We start from the raw sequence: 20,970 nt of genomic DNA, 5'->3' as shown, positions 1-20,970 counted from the left end.
TCCGGCGAGGGAGACCATGGAAAACGGCGGCAGGGGCGGGGAAGGCACGATGGACGAGGTGCGCCACCGGGCGGAGGAGCTGGCCGAGGGCATGCAGGAGCAGCTCGAGGGGCTCCGCGGCTACGCCGAGGACGCGGGCGAGTGGATCCGCGGCTTCGCGCGCGAGCGGCCCATCGCGGCCGTCGCCATCGCCGTCGGGCTCGGGTTCCTGGCCGGCCGGCTGCTCTCGCGGACCTGAGCGGAGGGGCGATGGAGCGCGAGCGGGGGGCGGGCGGGCTGGAGGCGGGCGAGCTGGGCGACGTGGCCGACGCGCTGCGCGAGCTCGGCGACGAGGCGCGCGAGTCGGTGGCGCGGCTCGCCGAGGAGCTGGAGCTGGAGCGCCGCATGGCGGAGTCGCCCATGGTGGTGCTGGGCGTGGCGGCGGCGGCCGGGCTGGTGCTGGGCGGCGGGCTGTGGCCGCTGCTGCGGCCCATGGCGCGGATGGCGGCGCGCGCCGCGCTCTCGCCGACGAACCTGCTCGCGCTCGGCGCGGCCGTGGGCGCGATGCGCGCGGCGCGGGCGCGCGAGGCGACGTCCGGCGCCGGCGCGGGCCCGGAGGGCTCCACGCCCTCGACGCATTGATCGCGCGCAGGCGCCGACCGCACCCGGAGGTCGCACGCGCGCTCCGCGTCGACGCGGGAATCGGTCCCCTGCGTCGCAGCGCGTCCTCCACGTTGGGGCGCCGGGTTGACCTGCGCCCGCCGTGCGCGCAACTTGGACTCCTCTTCTCCGGGCCGGGGTCAGTGACATGATGGACGTGACGCGCGGGGCACGCGGCGAGCTCGTCATCCGGATCGAGGGCACGTTCGATCGCCAGGCCGCGAGCCGCCTCTCCGGGTGGCTCGGCGAGATCCCCGTCTCCTCCCCGCTGGTGCTCGACTTCTCGGGCGTGCGCGAGGTGCAGGATCTGGGCGTGGCCGCCATGGCGGGCCAGCTCTGCGGCCGCGGCGCGGTCGAGGTGGTGGGCCTGGGCCGCCACCAGCAGCGGCTGCTCCGCTACCTCGGGGTCACGCTCGCGCCGCCGGCCGGCGACGAGGAGGCGCTCGGGTAGCGCCGCGCGGCGCCGCTACTCGCGCACGAGCGGCGAGGCGGCGCGGCGCTCCTTCTCGGCGGCCGGTTCGGCGGGCAGCCCCTCGTCGAGGAGCTGCCCGGCGATCGCGAGCGCCTTGCGGACCTTGTCCTTCACCTTCTCGTCGCCCTTGATCTTCTGGTAGGCCTTGAGGACGCGCTCCTCGTTCTTGGCGTTCGCGGCCTCCAGCTCCGCCACGCGCCGGCGCAGCTCGGCGGTGCGGTTCTCGACCTCGCCGCGCGCACCCTCGGCCTCGCCGCGCGCCACCACCAGCTCGGTGCGCAGCTCCTCCAGCTCGCGCTCCATCGCCTCGGCGTGCGCCGCGGCCTCGGCGGCGGCCGCCGCCTCCGCGGCCCGCCTGCGCGCCGCGTCCTCCGCCTCCAGCGCGCGCGCCTCGGCGTCCTCGGCCCGGCGCTCGGCGTCGCCGGCGGCGCGCTCGGCGCCCGCCAGCCGCTCGCGCAGCTCGGCCAGCTCGCGCTCCAGCGCCTCGGCGCGATCCTGGGCCTCCCGCGCCTCGTCGCGCGCCCCGGCCAGCTCGGCGCGGGCGCGCTCCGCCTCCGCCGCGGCCGCGTCGCCGCGCGCGCGGAGGGCGGCCTGCTCGGCGGCGGCGCCCGCCGCGAGCTCCTCGGCGTGGCGCAGCTGCTCGCGCACCGCCGCGAGCTCGGCCGGATCGGCGCCCGCGGGCGCCGCGGCCGGCGCGGGCGCGTCCTCGAGCAGCCGGATCCCCGCCGCGCGGAGCGCGTCGGCGCTCGCGCCGCGCACCGGCGGGCGCGCCGGCGCGGGCGGCTCGTCGGCGAGCGCGCCGAGCGCGGCGTCCGCGTCGAGCAGCGACAGGCCCGCGTCCGGATCGTCCGCGGCGTCCAGGCCCGCGGGGCCGGGGAGGTCGTCGGTCCCGTCGAGCAGCGACGGGTCGAGGGGGTCGTCCACCGCGGCGGGCCCGTCGCCGAGCCCGAGCGCCAGGTCGAGCGCGTCGCCCGGCCGCTCGGGGCGCGGCGCGGCGATGCCGTCGAACGCCTCGTCGAGCAGCGCCAGGTCGTCCCCGGCCGGCACGTCGCCACCCGGCTCGTCCGGGAGCGCGTCGAGGTCGAGGGCGGGGAGGTCCGCCTCGGGGAGGTCCGAGACCGCCTCGAGCCCCACCTCCTCCTCGAGCGAGACGATCTCCTCGTCGGCCTCGAGCGGCTCCTCGCCCGCGTCGGGCAGCCCCACCAGCGCGCCGAGCTTCTCCACCAGCGCGGCGGCCGGGAACGGCTTCAGCAGGTACTCGTCGGCGCGGACCTTCAGCTTGCGGTGGTTCTCGAACGTCTCCTCGGTCGCCTCGGCGCTGGTGAGCACGAGCGGCGTCGCCTTCAGCGCGTCGTCCTTCTTGAGCTTCTGGCAGACGAGGTAGCCGCTCATCCCGGGCAGCTCGACGGAGAGCACCACGCCCGAGGGCGCCCACTCGCGGGCCAGCTCGATCCCGAGCTTCCCGTCGCCGGTGACGCGCACGTCGAAGCCGCTCGCCTCGAGCGTCTTCGAGAGCTCGGCGGCGAACGCGGCGTCGTTCTCGATGAGCAGGATCTTCTTGGGCATCAGGCGGACCCGGGCACGGGCGGGAGGGACGGCGCGCACGTCGCGCACCACGCGGAAAATGCTGGTGAATGTTACCCGCGGCGCGGGGCGAGGTCAAAACGGACGCCAGGGCCGCGGGTCGTCCCCGCGACCACACCGCCGGCGCCGCGATCGGCCGCTATCGGCCGCCGGCGGCTTCGGCCTGGGCGGCCTGGACGAGCTTGAACAGCGCGTCCTCGTCGAGGTCGGAGACGAGCGAGTAGACGATCTCGTCCTGGCGCCACACCGCGACGTTGTACCCGCGCGCGTTGACCACCCGGACGACCTGCGGACCCACCTTCACCTCGCGGCCGGGCGTGTCGAACCGGCGGTCCGGGTCGTCCACGATGAACAGGCCGGCCTGCCCGCGGGGGAGCTGGTAGCGCACGTAGGCCGCCGGCCACTCGCGAAGGTTGGAGAGCCGGGCGCCCTCGAGGCGGGCGACGGCGCCGGCGAAGTGCGGCAGGGCGGGGTGGAAGTCGAGCTTGCCCGCGAACCAGCCCGGCATGGCCGCCGCGTCCACCTCGAGCGGCAGCGCGCGGTGGTGCACCCGGATCGCGTCGTCCACCAGGGCGGTGTCGCCGCGGTGGCCCGCCAGCACCACCAGCACGCCCATGGCGCAGGCGGCCACGGCGGCGACGGGGACGGGCTGGAGCACGCGGCGCCAGAGCGGCCGGCGCTCGTGGGCGAGCGACGTCCGCACGCGCGCGCGGAGGTGCGGCGGCGCGCAGCCGGCGGCGGCGGGCGAGGCCATGGCCTCGCGGAGCTTGGCGCGGAGCGCGAGCCGGACGGCGCCCTGGCGGTCGGCCATGGCGCGGCACGGCGTGCAGGTGGCGAGGTGGGCCTCGGCCTCGGCGCGCTCGCGCTCGCCGAACTCGCCGTCCAGGTAGACGTCGATCGATCGCTCGAGCTCGCGGCAGTCCATGGCGGCGGTGACGGTGGAGTCGATCCGCATTCGAGGCCCTCTGGCCGGGATCCTAGGCCGACTTGCCGCGGCGGCGCCGGTACGTCTCGAGGTCGATGCTCTCGCCGTCCTCGGACTCCGGGAGCTGGATCACCCCGGAGACCACGGCGTAGCTCGCCAGCGCCTTCTGCAACAGCCGGCGTCCACGGTACAGGCGGCTCATCACGGTGCCCACCGGGACGTCGAGGATCTCGGCGATCTCCTTGTACGAGAACTCCTGCAGGTCCGCGAGGATCACGACCATCCGGAAGTCGATGGGCAGCGAGTCCACCGCCTTCAGGACGTCGTCGGAGAGGAGCCGGTCGAAGAAGTACTGCTCCGGGTTGGCCGCGTACTCGGCCGCCTCGCGCGACACGAACCGCTCGTGCACGGCGTCGCGCTCCGACCCCTCGACGATGTTGCGCTCCTTCACCGACCGTCGATACCGGTTGATGAAGGTGTTGGTCAGGATCTTGAACAGCCACGCCTTGATGTTCGTGCCGCGCTCGAACTTGTCGAAGAAGCGGTAGGCGCGCAGGAACGTGTCCTGGACCAGGTCCTCGGCGTCGCGGTCGTTCTTGGTGAGCCGCAGCGCCGCCGAGTAGAGGGGGTCGATGTGCTTGAGCGCGAGCTCCTGGAACTCGTCGCGGGTCAGGTCGTTCTGTCGGAGGTCGAACATTTCGGGCTTGATCTCGATCTAATCCCGGACGACGCGCACCCGCTTCCGATTCAGGCCACTCGACCTGGGAAACGGCCCATCGGCCGGGGAGATTCCCGCGCGCCGTCCGTCCGGCCGGAGGACCGGAGGGGGAGAGGGCGAGCACGCGGAAAGGACTCGGGATTCCTAGCATCCCGGCGGCCGGGGCCGGAAGACCCGGGCGCGGGAGCCGGCAGGGGGTCCGCGCGGCCCCGGCGCGGCGCACGCCGGCGTGGTAAGACCCTCGGCCCGCCGCCGCGCCCGCGCGGGTGAAGCGCACGACGCCCATGCCGAGACTCCTCTTCGCCGACGACCGGGGCACGGTCTACGACCACCCGACGCTGCTCGCGGCCGCGCGCAGCGGCGACGCGATCCTGCGCCCCGCGGAGCGCGCGCTCCCGCTGCCGGACGGCGCGACGCTGTGCCTGCTCCCGGGGCGGCGCCCCGTCGGCCTCGACCCGGAGACCGGCGCGCAGGTGGTGCTGCACGAGGTGAAGGTCGGGCGCCGGCGCATCGTGCCGCACGCGGTCGGGGCCACGCTGCCGCCGGGCTACACCCGCACGCTGCTGCCGGCCGCGGCCCGCCCGCCGCTCGCCACCGTGGACGAGGCGCCCACGCTCCCGCAGTGGGCCTACACCGCGGCCGGGCTGGGCGAGGACGGGCCGGTGGTGTGGGCGCTCCACACCGACCGCCGCTCGCACTGGGACCCGTCGCGCCACTCCACCCCGGACCTGCCGGCGAAGGTCGACGGGCTGGTCGCGACCGGCAACCCCATCTACCGCCAGCTGGCGCGGTGCGCGCTCGAGTGGCGCTGCTTCACCGCGCAGAACACGTTCTACGGCCGCGACGAGGGCGCCATCCCGTCGTCGGCCGCGTGCAACGCCGCCTGCGTGGGCTGCCTCTCCGAGCAGGACGAGGGGATGCCGCCGTCCTCGCACGAGCGGATCGCGCGGCCGCCCACCGCCGCGGAGATGGCCGACGTGGCGGTGCGCCACCTGGAGCGCGCCACCGGCCGCGTGATGGTCTCCTTCGGCCAGGGCTGCGAGGGCGAGCCGCTGCTGCGCTGGAAGGAGATCGAGAAGGCCATCCGGCTCATCCGCGCGCGGACCCGGCGCGGCACGCTGCACGCGAACACCAACGGCTCGCTGCCGGAGGCGCTGGCGCGGCTGATCGCGGCCGGGCTGGAGTCGGTGCGCATCTCGCTCAACAGCGCCTCGCCCGACCTCTACGCCGCCTACTACCGGCCCACCGGCTACGCGCTCGAGGACGTGGTGCGCGGCGTGCGCGCCGCGAAGGCGGGCGGCGCCTACGTGGCGCTCAACCTGCTCACCTTCCCCGGCGTCACCGACCGCGCCGGCGAGGCCGAGCGGCTCTGCCGCCTGGTGGCGGAGACCGGGGTGGACCAGGTGCAGACCCGGCCGCTCGCCATCGACCCGGACGTCTACATGGCCATCGCCCGCGACCGCGGCGCGCCCGGCGCGGCGCTGGGCATCCCGGCGCTGGTGCGCGCGCTGAAGCGGGCGCGGCCGGGGCTGGTGGTGGGCAACTTCTCCCGCGCGCGGGGCGAGCGGGGGGCGCGCGCGCGCCCGGCCTCGCCGGCCCGGCGCCGCCGCACGGAGGCGCGATGAAGGCCGAGGCCGAGCTGCCGCTGCGCAAGGACCTGGCGCGCCACCTGAGCGCCGGGCACCCCTGGGTGTTCCGCAAGGCGGTGGAGCGCGCGCCGGCGCGGCTGCCGGCGGGCACCATCGTGGACGTCACCGAGGACGGCCGCTTCGTGGCCCGCGGCTACTACGATCCGCACTCCGCCATCTCGGTCCGCATCCTCACCCGCGAGCCGGCCGAGGCCATCGACGCGGCCTTCTGGCGCCGGCGGGTGGCGCGGGCGGTGGCGCTGCGCCGCGAGCTGGTGCGCGACACGACCGGCTACCGGGTGGTGCACGGCGAGGGCGACGCGCTGCCCGGCGTGGTCGCCGATCGGTACGACCGCCACGTGGTGCTGAAGCTCTACTCGGCCGGCCTCACCCCGCACCGCGCCGAGATCGTCGAGGCGCTCCACGCCGAGCAGGAGGGCGTCGCCGGCGTGTTCGGCCGCGACGAGATCCCGCGCGACGACCAGGACGAGGGCGAGGGCGGCGGGGGCGGGCGCGTGCTGTGGGGCGCCGAGCCGCCGGAGCGGATCGCCATCGACGAGCACGGGATGAAGGTGCTGGTGGACGTGCGGCGCGGGCAGAAGACCGGCCACTTCCTCGACCAGCGCGAGAACCGGCGGATGGTCCGCGACCTGGCCCGTGGGCGGGCCGAGGCGCTCAACCTGTTCGGCTACACCGGCGGCTTCTCGGTGGCGGCCGCGCTGGGCGGCGCCGGGCACGTGGTCACGGTGGACGTGGACCGCGACGCCATCGCGCTCGCGCGCGAGAACTTCCGCGCCAACGGCCTCGACGCGGCCGACCACGCCTTCGCCGCCGAGGACTGCTTCGAGCTGCTCGCCCGCTACAAGCGCGAGGGGCGCCGCTTCGACCTGGTGGTGTGCGATCCGCCCGCGTTCGCGAAGTCGCAGAAGGCGGTGGAGGGCGCGCTGGCCGGCTACGCCTCGCTGAACCGGGCCGCGCTCGCCGTGCTCGCGCCGGGCGGGCTCCTCGTCACCGCGAGCTGCTCGGCGCGCGTCTCGGCGGAGCAGTTCGCCGACGCGGTGAAGGAGGCGGCCTACAAGGCGCGGGTGGACCTCGCGCTGGTGGCCGAGACGCGGCAGCCGCCGGATCACCCGGTCTCGCTGCAGTTCCGCGAGGGCCGCTACCTGAAGTGCATGGTGCTGCGGCGCGCCGGGTAGCCTCGTCGGCGCGCGGGCAGCCTCGTCACGGCGCGCGGGCGGCCTCCTCACGCCGCTCGTGGTGAGCCCGTCGAACCACGAGCGTCAGCGCGGGGGCTGACGGTGGAGCGCCTCCGCGAGCGGGCCGGGCTCGTCGTCCAGCGTCACCTCCACGAAGCCCTGCGCCGGCCGCGCCGAGATGGTCACCGGGACGCGCCCGGCGTCCGTCTTCACCCAGGCGCGCGCGCCGGCGACGGAGTGGCCGGTCTCGTGCACCTCGTCCACGGTGCGGCGGATGGTGCACTCGCGGCAGTGCTCCGCCTTGCCGCAGCCGCCGGGGAGGCGCGAGCGGGAGCAGGCCATCGCCTCGCCGCAGCGCAGCCCGCGCAGCTCGGCGCGCGGCCGGTGCAGCACCTCCGCCAGCTGCTCGCTCGCGGCCACCACGCGCCCGCCGCCGTCCACCACCATCACCGGCACCGGCAGCAGGTCGAGGTACTCGCCCAGCTTCAGCCCGCCCCACAGCTTCGCGAAGTACGCGTCGCAGTCCGGGCACATGCCGTGGCTCACGCCGACGGCCTCCCCGGGCGACTCCCGCAGCAGCCGGTGACAGTAGGAGCAGACGACCTTCATGCCGATCTCCCGCGCGCGGCGCGGCTCGCGCGCCACCCCGGCAGCGTGCGGCCGCCGCCCCCGGGCGTCAACGCCCGGACGGAGCCGCGCGGCCGAGCGCCGCGGTGCGGCCGCGGCGTACATTCACGAAGGGTGATGCGACTGCGTCAGATCGCGTCGCCTGGCGCCGGGCCGGCGGGCTCGTCGCAGCCCTCCATCGCCTGCTCGAGCAGCGCCGCGAGGCGGCCGCGCCGCTGGGCCGCGAGCAGCGCGTCGAGCTCGTCCCAGCGGGCCTGCGGGCGGGCGCGCAGCAGCGAGCGGTAGGCGCGGAGCACGCTCTCCACGCCCGCGGTCTGCACGGCCAGCCAGTCGTCCGCGCTGCGCGGGTGCTCGATCTGGTAGACGGCCATGCCGAACACCGACTGCACGTAGAGGATCTTCCCGAAGCGGCCGCCGTCGTCCTCGGCGAGCGGGTCGAGCGGGCCCGAGCAGCCGCGCACCTGGATGTCCGGGATCTCCACGATCCACTGCAGCAGCCAGCGGCGGTCGGCCGCGGCGCGGCGCGCGAGCGGCTCGCGCTCCAGGCGGCGGGTGACCTCGACCGCCTTGCGGCGCTCGGCCGGGGTGGAGGGGCCGCGCTCTCCCCGGGCGGGAGCGGCGGCGAGCAGCGCGGCGAGGCTGGCGGTGACGAGGAGGGTCCGGTTCACGCGGGTCTCCGGGGGAGGTCGAACCAAAGGATAACGGGCCGAGGCGGGCGGGACCGCATCGCAGCGGGGGGAAGGCCTCAAGGAGCAGGCACGGTGGGGGCCGGACCGGGCGGCGCCGCCGGGGGAGGGTGGCGCCCGCCCCCCAGCGCGACCACGAGCGCGAGCGCCGCGAGCAGCGTCATGCCGAGCGACGCGGTCGCCCAGACGCCCTGCGGCAGCCGCGCCAGCCGGAACCGGACGGACGGCTGCACCGGATCGCGCCGCTGCAGCGCGGCCGCGGCGGGCGGCGGCGGGGGCGTGGCGTTCCGGAACGCGCGCAGCAGCAGCGTCAGCGCCACGCCGCCGGCCACCAGCGTCGCGGCCATCTGCCCGGCGCTGGGCGAGGCGGCGGCCTCCTCCGCGCCCGCGCCGGCGCCGGCGAGCGCGGCCCCGGCCGCGAGCGCGTTGTTCATCGCGTGCGCGGCGACCGCGTTCCAGGTGTTGCCGCTGCGCAGCGCCAGCCAGCCGAACAGGAGCCCCTGCAGCAGGAGCGCGGGGAGGCGGACCGGGTCGAGGTGCAGGAGCGCGAAGAAGATCGTGCCCGCTGCCAGGCCCGCCGCCGGCCCGCGGCGGAGGGCCACGGTGCGCTGCAGGTACCCGCGGAACGCGACCTCCTCGCAGACCGGGGCGAGGAGCGCCGCCGCGGCCGCGATGGCGTACCGCTCCGGCCCCGGCGTGTCGAAGAGCCGGCCGACGTCGAACAGCTCGGTGATGCGCGGCGGGAGCACCTCCACCCACGCGAACATGAGCGCGTTCGCCACCAGGAACCCCGCCGCGCCGGCCAGCGCCGCGAGCGCCAGCGGGACGCCCGCCGGGCGGGCGAGGCCGAGGTAGGGGACCGGGCGCAGGTTCGAGCCGAGCGCGGCCGCGAACGCCGGCAGCAGGAACACGAACACCTCGCTCCAGGCCAGGCCCGCCGCCGGGTGGAGCTGCTGGGCCAGGATGCCGGGGCCGTACAGCAGCAGGACCACCGCGAAGAACGCGAGCCCGCTCTTGCGGAACGGCGCGGCCGCGGGCGCCGCGGGCCCGGGCTCGCCGGCCGGTGGCGGGGACGCCGGGGAGGGAAGGGGCGGCGGCGGGGGCAGGGCCGCGTCGCCCTGCGACGGGCCGGGACGGGTGGGATCCACTCGGGCGGATGATAGCCGCGCCGGCCGCCGCGCGCGCGCCCTCGTCGGCGCCGGAACGCGGGTAAGATGCGCGCATGGACTTCCGCAACCGGACGGTGGTGGTGTGCGTGGGCGGCGGCATCGCCGCGTACAAGGCCTGCGACCTCACCAGACTCATCGTGAAGGGTCACGGCAAGGTGCGCGTCGCCATGACCCCGGCCGCGACCCGGTTCGTGGCCCCGCTCACCTTCCAGGCGCTGTCCGGCGCGCCGGTGCTCACCGACCTCTTCGAGCCGGCGGCAGACCTCACCTACGGCCACCTGGAGATGGCGCGCGTCGCCGATCTCGTGGTGGTGGCGCCCGCGACCGCCGACCTGATCGCGCGGATCCGCGCCGGCATGGCCGACGACGCGGTCACCACCGCGGTGCTCGCCGCCACCTGCCCGGTGCTCCTCGCCCCGGCCATGAACACGCGCATGTGGCGCAACGTCGCGGTGCAGGAGAACCTGGCCGCGCTGCGCGCGCGCGGGATGCACGTGGTCGGCCCCGCCGCGGGGCTGCTGGCCGACGGCGACGTGGGCGAGGGCCGGCTCGCCGAGCCGCAGGAGATCGCGCTCGCCGCCGCGCGGCTGCTGGGGCGCCAGGACCTGGCCGGGCGCAAGGTGCTCGTGACCGCCGGCCCGACCCGCGAGCCCATCGACCCGGTCCGCTTCGTGTCCAACCCGTCGTCCGGGAAGATGGGCTACGCGGTGGCGAGGGTGGCGGCCCGGCGGGGCGCGCAGGTGACGCTCGTCTCGGGCCCCACCGCGCTCGAGGACCCGCCCGGCGTCGAGGTGGTGCGCGTCGAGACCGCCGAGGAGATGGCGCGCGCCGTCGAGGCGGCCCAGGCGGAGATGGACCTGTTCGTGGGCGCGGCCGCGGTGTCGGACTACCGGCCGGCCGCGCCCGCCGCGCACAAGCTCAAGAAAAAGCCCGGCGACGAGACGCTGGTGCTCGCCCGCACGCCGGACATCCTGGCCGGGCTCGGCGAGCGCCACGCCGGCAAGCCGGGCGCGCCGGTGCTGGTGGGGTTCGCGGCGGAGACCGAGGAGGTCATCGCGCGCGCCCGCGAGAAGCTGAAGGGCAAGCGCTGCGACCTGGTGGTGGCGAACAAGGTCGGCGCCCCGGGCGCCGGCTTCGGCGGCGACACCAACCGCGTGGCGCTCGTCTCGGCCGCCGAGCTGGCCGAGATCGAGGGCACGAAGGACAAGGTGGCCGAGGCGATCCTCGACTGGATCCTGCCGGTGCTCGACGCGCGCCGGCCGCGGAGCTGATCCCGCGCCTACGCGGCCAGCTTCGCGATCGACGGGGGCAGGATCAGCTTGCCGTGGATCCCGCGCCGGAAGCTGAGGCGCGTCTCCTCGGCGATGTCGGTCGCGTCGCGGAACGGGATCCGGTGGCGCGCGGTCCGCTCCTTCAGCTGCTTGCGGAGGTCGGTGGCGAGCCGGATGTTGCGCGCGCCGGTGGCGTCGGCCCGCGCGGCCTGGCTGCGCTCGCCCTCGGCGAGCAGCCCGAGGATGGCCTGCACCGCGAGCTCGTTCGTCTCGGTGACCAGGTCGGGCTCGAGCACCAGGTTGCGCTCGCGCGCCAGCGCCAGCCGCGAGACGTGGTGGAAGCGGCCCATCCGCGCGCTCACCAGCAGCGACCGGAACAGCTGCCGCGAGACGCCGAACGGGATCACCGACGCGCCGGTCAGCGTGCGCGCCAGGAAGTCGTCGTGGCCGCGGATGGCGCGGGTGGACACCTGGCGCGCCAGCCGCGAGAGGTCGCGGTCCATGCGCTGGTCGTAGCGCAGCTCCCAGTAGGCGTGGCGGGTGTTGGTCTTGTGGAACGAGGCGACCGTCTTGAACGGCACGAAGTAGTTGTGCGCGACCGTGTCGGCCGAGAGGTGCGCGAGGAAGCCGAGCGCGAAGGCCTGCTCGGCCCCGGGCTTCGCCTGCTTGAACACGTTGAAGCCCACGCGCCAGTTGTGACAGTGGTACAGGTAGCGGGCCATGTTCTTGCCCACCACGATGTCCGCCGCGAGGGAGCCGTAGAGGAACTCGTTGCCGAAGTCCTGCAGGACCAGGCGCAGCGAGGGCTGCGCCACCCCGAGGTTCGCGAGGGCCTGCGCCGAGAAGTTGAGGTGCGCCAGCGGCCCCCACGCCTGGGCGTCGGAGGGCCAGGCGAGGATGGCGACGGCGGCGGCGGCGAGGGTGGCGGGGAGGAGCAGGCGGAGCAGCTTCATCGGGGTTCGATTCTAGGTTTCGCGCGGCGGCGGTCGCAACGCGAGGTTCCTGTTTTTTCGAGGGGTCAGGTGGGCGAAGCGCGTTCAGGGGAGGCGGTGTCGGAGGTCGCGGCCGAGCTGGCGCGACACCTGCGCTGGCTGGAGGCGGCCGGCGTCCGGGAGGTTCCGAGGCCGTCGTTGCCCGTGAAACCGCCGGCGGCGGTCGCACATGCCCGGCCGGCCGGGCGTGCGGCCGAGGGCAGCGCGCCCGTCGGCGCTGCCCCCGTGACCCACCCTCCTCCTGGTCAGCACACCCCGCCCGCGGGAACCCGGGAGGCGCCCTCCCGCCCGTCCGCCGCCGCGGAGAAGGGCTGCGGGAGCGAGGCGCTCGTCCAGGTCCGCGACGCGCTCGGCGACTGCCGCCGCTGCAAGCTCGCCGGCGGCCGCACCACGCTCGTGTTCGGGGTGGGGAACCCCCAGGCCGAGCTGGTGTTCGTGGGCGAGGGGCCGGGCGCGGACGAGGACCGCGAGGGCGAGCCGTTCGTCGGGAAGGCCGGCCAGCTCCTGACGAAGATGATCCAGGCGATGGGCTACCAGCGCGAGCAGGTCTACATCGCGAACGTGGTGAAGTGCCGCCCGCCCGGGAACCGCAACCCGGAGCCGGACGAGATCGAGGCGTGCGAGCCGTTCCTGCGCGCCCAGCTCGCCGCCATCCGGCCGCGCGTCGTCGTCGCGCTGGGCAAGTTCGCGGCGCAGACCCTCCTGCGGGACACGACCCCCATCACCCGGCTCCGCGGCCGCTGGCGCGAGTACGAAGGCATCCGGCTCATGCCGACGTTCCACCCCGCCTATCTCCTGCGCAGCCCCGAGGAGAAGAAGAAGGCGTGGGAGGACCTGCAGCTCGTCATGAAGGAGCTGGGCAAGCCGCCGCCCGGGAGGTGAGCATGCGCCACGGCGAGGTCGCCCGCGCCGCGAGATCCGCCGTTCCCCGCCGCGCCCGCGCCGCGAGATCCGCCGTTCCCCGCCGCGCCCGCGCCGCGCTGCCGCTCCTGTGCGCCGGGCTCCTCGCCGCCGGCGTCGCGGCGCGCGCCACCGGGGCCGCGGCGCCCCCGCCCGCGCCGCCGGCCGCCGCGCCGGCCCGGGTCCTGTCGGCGGTGGTGAAGGGCCCCATCACCGGCGGCACGGTCGAGTACCTCGAGGCCGCCCTGGCGCGCGCCCGCACCGGCGGGTTCGCGGCGCTGGTGGTGACGCTCGACACGCCCGGCGGCCAGCTCGACGCGACGCGCGAGATCGTCCAGGCCATGCTCGCCACCGAGGTGCCGGTGATCGTGTGGGTCGGCCCGGCCGGCGCGCGGGCCGGCTCGGCCGGCGTGTTCCTCACGCTCGCCGCCGACGTCGCGGCCATGCACCCTACCTCCAACATCGGCGCGGCGCACCCGGTCACCGGCGCGGGCAGGGACGTGGCCGAGGAGGCCGGCAAGGACATGGCGAAGAAGGTGGAGAACGACACCGCCGCCTTCGCGCGCAGCGTCGCGGCCGCCCGCGGGCGGAACGCCGACTGGGCCGAGAAGGCGGTGCGCGAGAGCGTGTCGGTCACCGCCGAGGAGGCGCTGAAGCTGAAGGTGGCGGACCTGGTGGCCGCCGATCTGCCCGAGCTGCTCGCGAAGGCCGACGGCCGGAAGGTGGGGCAGGGGGCGGCGGCGCGCCCGCTGCGCGTGGCGGGCGCGGCGGTCGAGCCGTACGAGCCGACCGTCCGGCAGCGGTTGCTCGGGTTCCTCGCCGACCCGAACGTCATGGCGATCCTGATGCTGGTCGGGATGCTCGGGATCGCGGTCGAGTTCTACCACCCGGGCATGATCTTCCCCGGCGCGGCGGGCGGGTTCTGCCTGTTCCTCGCGTTCCTCGCCATGCGCGTCATCCCGGTGAACGTCGGGGCGGTGATCCTGCTGCTCGCCGGCGTCGGGCTGCTCGTGGCCGAGGCGTACGTCACCGCGCACGGGCTGGCCGGGCTGGCCGGCGCGGCCTGCCTGGTGCTCGGGACGCTGTTCTTCGTGAACACCTCCGCGCCGGGCGACTGGTTCGACCCGGGGGCGCTCCGGCTGTCACCGTGGGTGATCTGGCCCACGCCGGCCGCGCTGGCGCTGCTGCTCGCGTTCATGGCCTGGAACGTGGCGCGCGTGCGCCGCGCGCCGCTCCACCTGGGCGCGCCCGCGCTGGTGGGCGCGGCCGGCGAGGCGCTCTCCGACATCGGGCCCGCGGCGGGCGAGGCGTTCGTGCACGGTGAGTACTGGCAGGCGCGCAGCGACGCGCCCATCCCGCGCGGCGCCGCCGTGCGGGTGGTGGCCGTGCAGGGGCTGACGGTCACGGTGGTGGCCGAGGGGCCGCGGAACGGCTAGAACGGAGCGGACGCGCGCCGCTCACCGTTGGTGACGTGACGGCCGCAGGGAGGAAAGCATGCCGCTCCTCGGAGTCGCCGTCCCGGTCGCGCTGGTGGTCATCTGGTTCCTGTCCGGCATCCGGATCGTGAACGAGTACGAGCAGGGCGTGGTGCTGCGGCTCGGGCGCTTCGCCGGGATCCGCACCGCCGGCCTGAAGTGGATCGTCCCGTTCATCGACCGGATGATCATCATCGACATGCGCGTGACCGCGGAGCAGGTCCCGCCGCAGGACGTCATCACGCGCGACAACGTGTCGGTGAAGGTGAACGCGGTCATCTACTTCCGCGTGCTCCAGGCGGACAGGGCGTTCCTGCAGGTCACCGACTTCCTGTTCGCGACCAGCCAGTTCGCGCAGACCACGCTGCGCTCGGTGCTCGGCCAGGTGGAGCTCGACGACCTGCTCAGCCAGCGCGACAAGATCAACCGGCAGCTCCAGGAGATCATCGACCGCCACACCGAGCCGTGGGGCGTGAAGGTGACCGCGGTGGAGGTGAAGCAGGTGGACCTCCCCGACGAGATGCGGCGCGCCATGGCCAAGCAGGCCGAGGCGGAGCGCGAGCGGCGGTCGAAGGTCATCGCCGCCGAGGGCGAGTACCAGGCGGCCGAGAAGCTGGGGCAGGCGGCGGACGTGATCGCCCGCTCGCCGGGGGCGCTGCAGCTCCGCTACCTCCAGACGCTGGTCGAGATCTCCGCCGAGAAGAACTCGACCATCGTGTTCCCGCTGCCGCTCGACATCGTGAAGCCGTTCATGGACGCCGCCGCGCGGCTCCCCGGCGGGTCGGGGACGGGCGGGTGAAATAAGGCCGGCGCACGCTGCGTATGGGCCCGGGTCCGCTCTGGGAGAGAGGACCCGGTGCGGGGGGCGCGGCGGCGACGCCGCGCCCTCCCGCGCCCGCACCATCGCCGGAGGAACACATGCGCCTCGCCGCCCTCGCCGCCGCCGCGGCCCTCGCCGCACCGCTCTCCGCCGCCGCCGTGGACGGCGACGGCCACGTGGTGCACCAGCGCCGGGAGGTCCCGGCCTTCCAGGCCATCCAGCTCGCCGGCTCGCTCGACCTCGAGGTGAAGGTCGGGCCGGCGCAGTCGGTGGTGGTGGTGGCCGACGAGAACCTCCAGCCCGAGATCGTCACCGAGGTCCGCGGCGGCACGCTCACCATCCGCAACGAGCGCGACCTCCGCTCGTACCGCGGGCCGCGCGTCGAGGTCACCGTGCCCGCGCTCGAGCGGCTCGCGCTGGCCGGCTCCGGGAGCGCCTCGGTGGACGGGGCGCGCGGCGACCAGGTGCTCTCCATGAGCGGCTCCGGCCACCTGCGCTGGACCGGCACCGCCGGGAAGCTGCGGGTCGAGCTCAACGGCTCCGGCTCCGCGGAGCTGGACGGGCGCGCCGACCGCCTGGACGCGGCCGTGAAGGGCTCGGGCGAGATCCTGGGCCGCCGGCTCGCGGCGCACGACGCGGCGGTGCAGATCGCCGGCTCGGGCGACGCCGAGGTCACCCTGTCCGGCGGCACGCTCCGCGCGGCGGTGTCCGGCTCCGGCGACGTCCGGTGGTGGGGCGAGGGCCGGGTGGAGCAGGCCGCCGTGGCCGGCTCCGGCCGCATCACCCGCGGGTAGGCGGGCGGGGCGCCGGCGCGGCCGCGCGCCCCTTCAAACCTCCGCGCGCACCACCCCGTCCTGCCCGATCCAGGCGCGGCTCATGACCTCGGTGCAGAACGCGAACGCCGGGTCGCCCGCCGGGCCGACCAGGATGAGGCCGCCCTCGCCCTGCACGCGCGCGGCGAGCATCCGCACCGCCTCGCGGGCCGCCTCCCCCGGCGCGGCGCCGGCCGCCACCCGGTCGGCCGCGTAGCGCGCCAGGGTCACCTGGATGACGCGCTCGCCGTGGCCGGTGCAGGAGACCGCCGCCGAGGCGTCGTCGGCGTAGGTGCCCGCCCCGATGATGGGCGTGTCGCCCACCCGGCCGGCGCGCTTCAGCATCATCCCGCCGGTGGAGGTGGCCGCGGCGAGGTGGCCGCGCGCGTCCCGCGCCACCGCGCCGACCGTCCCGTGCCCCGGCTTCCCGCGCGCCGCGGCGCGCTCCGCCTCGAAGCGGGCCCGCTGCGCGGGCGTGACGAGCGCGGCCGGGTCGCAGGCCGGGATCCCCACCTCGCGGGCGAACGCCGAGGCGCCCTCGCCGGCGAGCAGCACGTGCGGCGAGCGCTCCATCACCGCCCGGGCGAGCGAGATCGGGTTCGCCACGTCGCGGACCACGGCCACCGCGCCGCAGCCCAGCGTGGCGCCGTCCATGATGGACGCGTCCAGCTCGACCGCCCCCTCGGCGGTGAGCGCGGCGCCCCTGCCGGCGTTGAACAGCGGGTCGTCCTCCAGCACCCGCACCGCGGCCTCCACCGCGTCGAGGGCGGCGCCGCCCCGGGAGAGGACCTGCCAGCCGGCCTCGCAGGCGCGGCGGAGCCCCTCGAGCCGCGGCGCGTCGGTCGCGCGGTCGGGGCTGCGCTGCCCCGCGCCCCCGTGGACCACGAGCGCCGGTGTGACCATCGGTGATGGCGTCATGGGCCGGGAGCGTAGCGGCGGTCCGGCGGACCGGGCAAGGCGGCGCGCGGTGCCGATCTGCGTCGGCGCGCGGACGCGCCCGGGGCGGCCCGCGGGCACGCAGATCAGGGCCGCGACCGCAACGAACCGGACGGGGCGCGGCGCCGGGCGCGGACTCCGACGATTGGTTGACGAGCGGGGAAACGCCTTCCTATCTTCGGGGCGCCGCCCGAGGTCCCTTGGGCGGGTCCCTCACCCAGAGGTCACCATGACCGGACGCGAAGTGGTCATCGTCGGGGCGGCGCGCACGCCCATCGGCTCCTTCCTCGGCTCGCTCGCCTCCGTCACCGCCCCGCGCCTCGGCGCGGTGGCCATCCGCGCCGCGCTGGCGCGCGCCGGGGTGGAGCCCTCGGTGGTGGACGAGGTGGTGATGGGCAACGTGCTCCAGGCGGGCGAGGGGCAGGCCCCGGCCCGGCAGGCCGCGATCTACGCGGGCCTCCCGGAGAAGACGCCCGCCTGGACGCTCAACAAGGTGTGCGGCTCCGGCCTGAAGGCGGTGATCTCCGCAGCGCAGGCCATCGCGCTCGGGGACGCCGACGTGGTGGTGGCGGGCGGCATGGAGTCGATGTCGAACGTCCCGTACTACGACCGGACCGCGCGGACCGGCGCGCGGATGGGCAACGTGGAGCTGGTGGACGGGATGATCCACGACGGCCTCTGGGACGTGTACGGGCAGCAGCACATGGGCATGTGCGCCGAGCACTGCGCCGCCACCCAGGGGATCTCGCGCGCCGCGCAGGACGAGTACGCGATCGAGTCCACCCGCCGCGCCGTCGAGGCGTGGAAGGCGGGGGCGTTCAAGGCCGAGATCGTCCCGGTGGAGATCGAGGGCAGGAAGGGCGAGAAGACCGTCGTGGCGGAGGACGACGGGCCGAAGGGCGCGCGCCCGGAGAAGATCCCGACGCTCCGGCCCTCGTTCAAGAAGGACGGGACCGTCACCGCCGCCAGCTCCTCCTCCATCAACGACGGGGCGGCGGCGCTGGTGCTCGCGAGCGCCGAGCGCGCCGCGCGCGAGGGGCTGCCGGTGCTCGGGCGCCTGCGCGCCTGGGGCGGCGCCGCGCGCGCGCCGGTGGAGTTCACCATCGCCCCGGCCGACGCGATCCGGACCACGCTCGCGAAGGCGCGGCTCCAGGTCGCGGACGTGGACCTCTGGGAGATCAACGAGGCGTTCGCGGTGGTCTCGATCGCGAACAACGCGCTGCTCGGGCTCGACCCGCGCAAGGTGAACGTGCGCGGCGGCGCGGTGGTGCTGGGCCACCCCATCGGCGCGTCCGGCGCGCGCATCCTGGTGACCCTGCTCCAGGCGATGAAGGACCTCGATCGCCGGCGCGGCGTGGCGTCGCTCTGCATCGGCGGCGGCGAGGCGGTCGCGGTGGTGGTGGAGCGGTAGGAGGGGGCGGATGAACAAGCTGGTCGAGTCGGCCGACGCCGCGGTCGCGGACGTGAAGGACGGGGCCACCATCATGGTGGGCGGGTTCGGCCTGTGCGGGAACCCGGAGAACCTGATCCTCGCGCTGCACCGCAAGGGCGTGCGCGACCTGGTGCTCGTCTCGAACAACTGCGGCACCACCGAGCTCGGCCTCGGGGTGCTGCTGAAGGCGCGGCAGATCCGCAAGATCGTCGCGTCGTACGTCGGCGAGAACAAGGAGTTCGAGCGGCAGTTCCTCTCCGGCGAGCTGGAGGTGGAGCTGGTGCCGCAGGGCACGCTCGCCGAGCGCATCCGCGCGGGCGGGGCCGGCATCGGCGGCTTCTACACCGCCACCGGCGTCGGCACGCAGGTGGCGGAGGGCAAGGAGACGCGGCTGCTGTCCGGCCGCGAGTACCTGCTGGAGCTGCCGCTCAAGGCCGACTTCGCCTTCCTGAAGGCCTGGAGGGCGGACACCTGGGGCAACCTCGTGTACCGGAAGACCACCCGCAACTTCCAGCCGATGATGGCCGCCGCCGCGGCGATCACGGTGGCCGAGGCGGAGGAGGTGGTCGAGCCCGGCGCGCTCGACCCGGACCTCGTCCACACGCCCAGCATCTACGTGAGGCGGGTGGTCCGCGGCGAGCGGTACGAGAAGTGGATCGAGCGGCGGACGGTCCGTCCGGCGACGGCGTAGGGGAGGAGCGAAGCGATGCCGCTCAACCGAGAGCAGATCGCCGCGCGCGTGGCCCGCGAGCTGCGCGACGGCTTCTACGTGAACCTCGGCATCGGGATGCCCACGCTCGTCTCGAACTTCGTCCCGCCCGGCGTCGAGGTGGTGCTGCAGTCGGAGAACGGGATCCTGGGCGTGGGGCCGTACCCGCGCGAGGACGAGCTGGACCCGGACCTCATCAACGCCGGCAAGGAGACGGTGACCGTGGTGAAGGGCGCCGCGTTCTTCTCCTCCGCCGAGTCGTTCGCGATGATCCGGGGCGGCCACATCGACCTCGCCATCCTCGGCGCGCTCGAGGTGTCGGAGCGCGGCGACCTCGCCAACTGGCTGGTGCCGGGCAAGATGGTGAAGGGCATGGGCGGCGGGATGGATCTCGTCGCCGGGGCGAAGCGGGTGGTGGTCATGATGGAGCACGCCACCAAGGACGGGAAGCCGAAGGTCCTCCGGCAGTGCTCGCTGCCCATCACCGGCCTCCGCTGCGTGTCGTCGATCTGCACCGACCGCGCCTGGCTGGACGTGACCAAGGACGGGCTGGTCCTGCGGGAGCTCGCGCCGGGCGAGACCGTGGAGTCGATCCAGGCGCTCACCGAGCCGAAGCTCATCGTCGCGCCCGATCTGCGGACCATGCAGGCCTGAGCGCCGCGCGGGGCAGGGAGGGGCACCCCGTGGCCGGTCCGCTGTTCACGCTCACCACCGACTTCGGCGCCGGCTCGGGGTTCCCGGCGCAGATGAAGGCGGTGCTGCTCGTCGCGTTCCCGGACGCCCGCCTGGTGGACGTGTCGCACGAGGTGCCGGCCTTCGACGTCCTCGCCGGCGCGCTCATGCTCGAGGCCTGCCTGCCCTGGTTCCCCCGGGAGGCGGTCCACCTCGCGGTCGTGGACCCGGGGGTCGGCACCGCGCGCCGGGCGCTGTGCGTGGTCGATCCCGAGGGGCGGCGGCTGCTCGGGCCGGACAACGGGCTGCTCACCCCCTTCCTCGGCCCGGGGGCGCGCGCCTGGGCGCTCGCCACCGGCGGCGTCCTGGCGCCGCCGCGCACCGCCACCTTCCACGGCCGCGACCTGTTCGCGCCGGCGGCCATCTACCTCGCCCGCGGCGGGACCCCCGCCGCGCTCGGCCGGGAGCTGGCCGATCCGGTGCGGCTGGAGTGGCCGGCCGCCGAGGTCGCCGGGGGCGCGGTGCGCGGGGTGGCGCTGGCCGCCGACCGGTTCGGGAACGTGGTGACCTCCATCCGCGCGGCCGAGCTGGGCGGCGCGGCCGTCGCCGCCGCGTTCGCCGGGGACCAGCCGGCGCGCTGGGTGCGGACGTTCGGGGAGGGGGCGCCGGGCGAGCTGGTCGCGCTCGTCGGGAGCGGCGGCCGGGTGGAGCTGGCCATCCGCGAGGGGAGCGCGGCCGCGCGGCTGGGGGGCGCCCACGGGCTCCAGGTCCGCCTCGTTCTTGGCCCGGCCGTGGGCCCCTGATACAGTTTTCGCGGATGACGCCGTCCGAGAAGAAGCGGCGCTCCGCGCGCCTTCACCACGAGATCCCCGTGGCCTACCGGACGGTGGGCGCCTTCCTCAGCGACTGGGCGACGGACATCAGCCAGGGCGGGCTGTTCATCAACACGCGCAACCCGCTGCCGGTCGGCACGGCGGTCAAGATCCTGATCCAGCTCCCCGGCGCGTCGTTCCCGTACCACCTGGAAGGTCGCGTCACCCGCGTCAGCCCGTTCGGCAACACCGTCAACGTGGTGCCGGGCATGGGCATCGAGTTCACCGGCGTGGACGAGCCGCGGCGGCGCGAGCTGGAGGCGTTCGTCTCGCGGCTGCGGCGCGATCTCGACGAGACCTGAGCGCCGGGTTCCGCTCGCCCCGCAGCGCAGCTTCCGGTCGCCCGGAGCCTCCGAGGCTTCCGCTCGCCCCGGGCCTGTCGAGGGGCGGGCGGACGAGCGCGAGCGCCGGCCGGCGATGAAGTCCGCGCCCGGG

23 protein-coding genes are annotated in these 20,970 nt (G+C 75.7%); 15 read left to right on the top strand and 8 right to left on the bottom strand.

From position 1 onward, the window contains the following. Positions 1 to 49 precede the first annotated feature (49 nt). From ACOQFB_RS13780 to ACOQFB_RS13770, 3 genes are all read left to right on the top strand, one after another. Entirely contained in the window at positions 50 to 238 is a 189-nt protein-coding gene (locus ACOQFB_RS13780; protein ID WP_237758079.1) for a glycine zipper domain-containing protein, read from the top strand. A gap of 11 nt (positions 239 to 249) precedes the next feature. Next, the gene (locus ACOQFB_RS13775) at positions 250 to 621 is read left to right on the top strand and encodes a hypothetical protein (RefSeq protein WP_059438618.1); all 372 of its coding nucleotides are present in this window, start codon (positions 250 to 252) and stop codon (positions 619 to 621) included. 166 nt (positions 622 to 787) lie between these two features. Then, positions 788 to 1,090, top strand: a complete 303-nt coding sequence (locus tag ACOQFB_RS13770) for an STAS domain-containing protein (protein ID WP_421610096.1) — start codon at positions 788 to 790, stop codon at positions 1,088 to 1,090. A 15-nt stretch (positions 1,091 to 1,105) separates the two neighbouring features. Here the strand turns inward: ACOQFB_RS13770 and ACOQFB_RS13765 are convergent, their stop codons facing one another. From ACOQFB_RS13765 to ACOQFB_RS13755, 3 genes are all read right to left on the bottom strand, one after another. After that, positions 1,106 to 2,677: a response regulator gene (locus tag ACOQFB_RS13765; RefSeq protein WP_421610095.1), complete on the bottom strand. Its 1,572-nt coding sequence runs from the start codon at positions 2,675 to 2,677 to the stop codon at positions 1,106 to 1,108. 157 nt (positions 2,678 to 2,834) lie between these two features. Continuing rightward, positions 2,835 to 3,650, bottom strand: a complete 816-nt coding sequence (locus ACOQFB_RS13760; RefSeq protein ID WP_059438683.1) for a zf-HC2 domain-containing protein — start codon at positions 3,648 to 3,650, stop codon at positions 2,835 to 2,837. A gap of 22 nt (positions 3,651 to 3,672) precedes the next feature. Beyond that, the gene (locus ACOQFB_RS13755) at positions 3,673 to 4,317 is read right to left on the bottom strand and encodes a sigma-70 family RNA polymerase sigma factor (RefSeq protein ID WP_012525537.1); all 645 of its coding nucleotides are present in this window, start codon (positions 4,315 to 4,317) and stop codon (positions 3,673 to 3,675) included. Between the two features lie 305 nt (positions 4,318 to 4,622). On the opposite strand from ACOQFB_RS13755, the gene ACOQFB_RS13750 reads away from it, so the two are divergent. Next, positions 4,623 to 5,963 carry a radical SAM family protein gene (locus tag ACOQFB_RS13750; protein ID WP_421610094.1) on the top strand — a complete coding sequence of 447 codons (1,341 nt, stop codon included), beginning with the start codon at positions 4,623 to 4,625 and terminating at the stop codon, positions 5,961 to 5,963. Further along, complete coding sequence (locus ACOQFB_RS13745) at positions 5,960 to 7,162, top strand: class I SAM-dependent rRNA methyltransferase (RefSeq protein ID WP_421610093.1); 1,203 nt, start codon at positions 5,960 to 5,962, stop codon at positions 7,160 to 7,162. Before ACOQFB_RS13750 ends, ACOQFB_RS13745 begins: the two co-directional genes overlap by 4 nt. Positions 7,163 to 7,246: 84 nt before the next feature. Here the strand turns inward: ACOQFB_RS13745 and ACOQFB_RS13740 are convergent, their stop codons facing one another. The 3 genes from ACOQFB_RS13740 to ACOQFB_RS13730 all read right to left on the bottom strand — a co-directional run bounded on the left by ACOQFB_RS13740 (position 7,247) and on the right by ACOQFB_RS13730 (position 9,623). Then, positions 7,247 to 7,771 (bottom strand): nitrogen regulation protein NR(II), encoded by a 525-nt coding sequence (locus ACOQFB_RS13740; protein WP_059438691.1) that lies wholly within the window; start codon positions 7,769 to 7,771, stop codon positions 7,247 to 7,249. A 146-nt stretch (positions 7,772 to 7,917) separates the two neighbouring features. Further along, positions 7,918 to 8,457 carry a hypothetical protein gene (locus ACOQFB_RS13735; protein ID WP_193388378.1) on the bottom strand — a complete coding sequence of 180 codons (540 nt, stop codon included), beginning with the start codon at positions 8,455 to 8,457 and terminating at the stop codon, positions 7,918 to 7,920. Positions 8,458 to 8,534: 77 nt separating this feature from the next. Continuing rightward, positions 8,535 to 9,623, bottom strand: a complete 1,089-nt coding sequence (locus tag ACOQFB_RS13730; protein WP_059438686.1) for a type II CAAX endopeptidase family protein — start codon at positions 9,621 to 9,623, stop codon at positions 8,535 to 8,537. Between the two features lie 74 nt (positions 9,624 to 9,697). Between ACOQFB_RS13730 and coaBC the strand changes: the two genes are divergently transcribed. Beyond that, positions 9,698 to 10,915 carry a bifunctional phosphopantothenoylcysteine decarboxylase/phosphopantothenate--cysteine ligase CoaBC gene (gene coaBC, locus ACOQFB_RS13725; protein WP_059438687.1) on the top strand — a complete coding sequence of 406 codons (1,218 nt, stop codon included), beginning with the start codon at positions 9,698 to 9,700 and terminating at the stop codon, positions 10,913 to 10,915. Positions 10,916 to 10,923: 8 nt separating this feature from the next. On the opposite strand, the gene ACOQFB_RS13720 is transcribed toward coaBC, so the two are convergent. Continuing rightward, on the bottom strand, positions 10,924 to 11,868 hold the full coding sequence (locus ACOQFB_RS13720) for a zinc dependent phospholipase C family protein (protein WP_059438688.1): 945 nt from the start codon (positions 11,866 to 11,868) through the stop codon (positions 10,924 to 10,926). Positions 11,869 to 12,132: 264 nt separating this feature from the next. Here ACOQFB_RS13720 and ACOQFB_RS13715 point away from each other — a divergent pair, with 264 nt between their 5' ends. From ACOQFB_RS13715 to ACOQFB_RS13700, 4 genes are all read left to right on the top strand, one after another. Continuing rightward, positions 12,133 to 12,789: a uracil-DNA glycosylase gene (locus ACOQFB_RS13715; RefSeq protein WP_237758101.1), complete on the top strand. Its 657-nt coding sequence runs from the start codon at positions 12,133 to 12,135 to the stop codon at positions 12,787 to 12,789. A gap of 2 nt (positions 12,790 to 12,791) precedes the next feature. Next, entirely contained in the window at positions 12,792 to 14,243 is a 1,452-nt protein-coding gene (locus ACOQFB_RS13710; RefSeq protein ID WP_421610092.1) for an NfeD family protein, read from the top strand. A 58-nt stretch (positions 14,244 to 14,301) separates the two neighbouring features. Further along, positions 14,302 to 15,081: a slipin family protein gene (locus ACOQFB_RS13705; RefSeq protein ID WP_059438664.1), complete on the top strand. Its 780-nt coding sequence runs from the start codon at positions 14,302 to 14,304 to the stop codon at positions 15,079 to 15,081. Between the two features lie 119 nt (positions 15,082 to 15,200). After that, the gene (locus ACOQFB_RS13700) at positions 15,201 to 15,896 is read left to right on the top strand and encodes a head GIN domain-containing protein (RefSeq protein WP_421610091.1); all 696 of its coding nucleotides are present in this window, start codon (positions 15,201 to 15,203) and stop codon (positions 15,894 to 15,896) included. Between the two features lie 33 nt (positions 15,897 to 15,929). Here the strand turns inward: ACOQFB_RS13700 and ACOQFB_RS13695 are convergent, their stop codons facing one another. Then, positions 15,930 to 16,832, bottom strand: a complete 903-nt coding sequence (locus ACOQFB_RS13695) for an isoaspartyl peptidase/L-asparaginase family protein (protein ID WP_421610090.1) — start codon at positions 16,830 to 16,832, stop codon at positions 15,930 to 15,932. Between the two features lie 247 nt (positions 16,833 to 17,079). On the opposite strand from ACOQFB_RS13695, the gene ACOQFB_RS13690 reads away from it, so the two are divergent. Genes ACOQFB_RS13690 through ACOQFB_RS13670 form a run of 5 tightly spaced genes read left to right on the top strand, consistent with a single transcriptional unit; the run spans position 17,080 to position 20,837 of the window. Next, positions 17,080 to 18,261: an acetyl-CoA C-acetyltransferase gene (locus tag ACOQFB_RS13690; protein ID WP_421610089.1), complete on the top strand. Its 1,182-nt coding sequence runs from the start codon at positions 17,080 to 17,082 to the stop codon at positions 18,259 to 18,261. A gap of 10 nt (positions 18,262 to 18,271) precedes the next feature. Then, positions 18,272 to 18,973, top strand: coding sequence for a CoA transferase subunit A (locus ACOQFB_RS13685; RefSeq protein WP_421610088.1), 702 nt, complete (start codon positions 18,272 to 18,274; stop codon positions 18,971 to 18,973). 15 nt (positions 18,974 to 18,988) lie between these two features. Next, on the top strand, positions 18,989 to 19,645 hold the full coding sequence (locus ACOQFB_RS13680; RefSeq protein WP_421610087.1) for a 3-oxoacid CoA-transferase subunit B: 657 nt from the start codon (positions 18,989 to 18,991) through the stop codon (positions 19,643 to 19,645). 29 nt (positions 19,646 to 19,674) lie between these two features. Beyond that, positions 19,675 to 20,466: an SAM hydrolase/SAM-dependent halogenase family protein gene (locus ACOQFB_RS13675; RefSeq protein ID WP_421610086.1), complete on the top strand. Its 792-nt coding sequence runs from the start codon at positions 19,675 to 19,677 to the stop codon at positions 20,464 to 20,466. 14 nt (positions 20,467 to 20,480) lie between these two features. After that, entirely contained in the window at positions 20,481 to 20,837 is a 357-nt protein-coding gene (locus ACOQFB_RS13670; protein WP_059438671.1) for a TIGR02266 family protein, read from the top strand. Positions 20,838 to 20,970 lie beyond the last annotated feature (133 nt).

Source organism: Anaeromyxobacter sp. Red801 (assembly GCF_049201065.2).
GTDB lineage: Bacteria > Myxococcota > Myxococcia > Myxococcales > Anaeromyxobacteraceae > Anaeromyxobacter.
Note: the sequence above shows the minus strand (reverse complement) of the source record. Positions and strands in the feature narration are given on the sequence as shown.

What these genes read in the sequence shown, in the direction of transcription:
- ACOQFB_RS13700 (WP_421610091.1), top strand. Translation starts at nt 15,201, where the DNA reads ATGCGCCTCGCCGCCCTCGCCGCCGCCGCGGCCCTCGCCGCACCGCTC.
- ACOQFB_RS13765 (WP_421610095.1), bottom strand. Translation starts at nt 2,677, where the DNA reads ATGCCCAAGAAGATCCTGCTCATCGAGAACGACGCCGCGTTCGCCGCC.
- ACOQFB_RS13685 (WP_421610088.1), top strand. Translation starts at nt 18,272, where the DNA reads ATGAACAAGCTGGTCGAGTCGGCCGACGCCGCGGTCGCGGACGTGAAG.
- ACOQFB_RS13760 (WP_059438683.1), bottom strand. Translation starts at nt 3,650, where the DNA reads ATGCGGATCGACTCCACCGTCACCGCCGCCATGGACTGCCGCGAGCTC.
- ACOQFB_RS13740 (WP_059438691.1), bottom strand. Translation starts at nt 7,771, where the DNA reads ATGAAGGTCGTCTGCTCCTACTGTCACCGGCTGCTGCGGGAGTCGCCC.
- ACOQFB_RS13745 (WP_421610093.1), top strand. Translation starts at nt 5,960, where the DNA reads ATGAAGGCCGAGGCCGAGCTGCCGCTGCGCAAGGACCTGGCGCGCCAC.
- ACOQFB_RS13690 (WP_421610089.1), top strand. Translation starts at nt 17,080, where the DNA reads ATGACCGGACGCGAAGTGGTCATCGTCGGGGCGGCGCGCACGCCCATC.
- ACOQFB_RS13750 (WP_421610094.1), top strand. Translation starts at nt 4,623, where the DNA reads ATGCCGAGACTCCTCTTCGCCGACGACCGGGGCACGGTCTACGACCAC.
- ACOQFB_RS13770 (WP_421610096.1), top strand. Translation starts at nt 788, where the DNA reads ATGATGGACGTGACGCGCGGGGCACGCGGCGAGCTCGTCATCCGGATC.
- ACOQFB_RS13755 (WP_012525537.1), bottom strand. Translation starts at nt 4,317, where the DNA reads ATGTTCGACCTCCGACAGAACGACCTGACCCGCGACGAGTTCCAGGAG.
- ACOQFB_RS13720 (WP_059438688.1), bottom strand. Translation starts at nt 11,868, where the DNA reads ATGAAGCTGCTCCGCCTGCTCCTCCCCGCCACCCTCGCCGCCGCCGCC.
- ACOQFB_RS13670 (WP_059438671.1), top strand. Translation starts at nt 20,481, where the DNA reads ATGACGCCGTCCGAGAAGAAGCGGCGCTCCGCGCGCCTTCACCACGAG.
- ACOQFB_RS13680 (WP_421610087.1), top strand. Translation starts at nt 18,989, where the DNA reads ATGCCGCTCAACCGAGAGCAGATCGCCGCGCGCGTGGCCCGCGAGCTG.
- ACOQFB_RS13710 (WP_421610092.1), top strand. Translation starts at nt 12,792, where the DNA reads ATGCGCCACGGCGAGGTCGCCCGCGCCGCGAGATCCGCCGTTCCCCGC.
- ACOQFB_RS13695 (WP_421610090.1), bottom strand. Translation starts at nt 16,832, where the DNA reads ATGACGCCATCACCGATGGTCACACCGGCGCTCGTGGTCCACGGGGGC.
- coaBC (WP_059438687.1), top strand. Translation starts at nt 9,698, where the DNA reads ATGGACTTCCGCAACCGGACGGTGGTGGTGTGCGTGGGCGGCGGCATC.
- ACOQFB_RS13780 (WP_237758079.1), top strand. Translation starts at nt 50, where the DNA reads ATGGACGAGGTGCGCCACCGGGCGGAGGAGCTGGCCGAGGGCATGCAG.
- ACOQFB_RS13705 (WP_059438664.1), top strand. Translation starts at nt 14,302, where the DNA reads ATGCCGCTCCTCGGAGTCGCCGTCCCGGTCGCGCTGGTGGTCATCTGG.
- ACOQFB_RS13775 (WP_059438618.1), top strand. Translation starts at nt 250, where the DNA reads ATGGAGCGCGAGCGGGGGGCGGGCGGGCTGGAGGCGGGCGAGCTGGGC.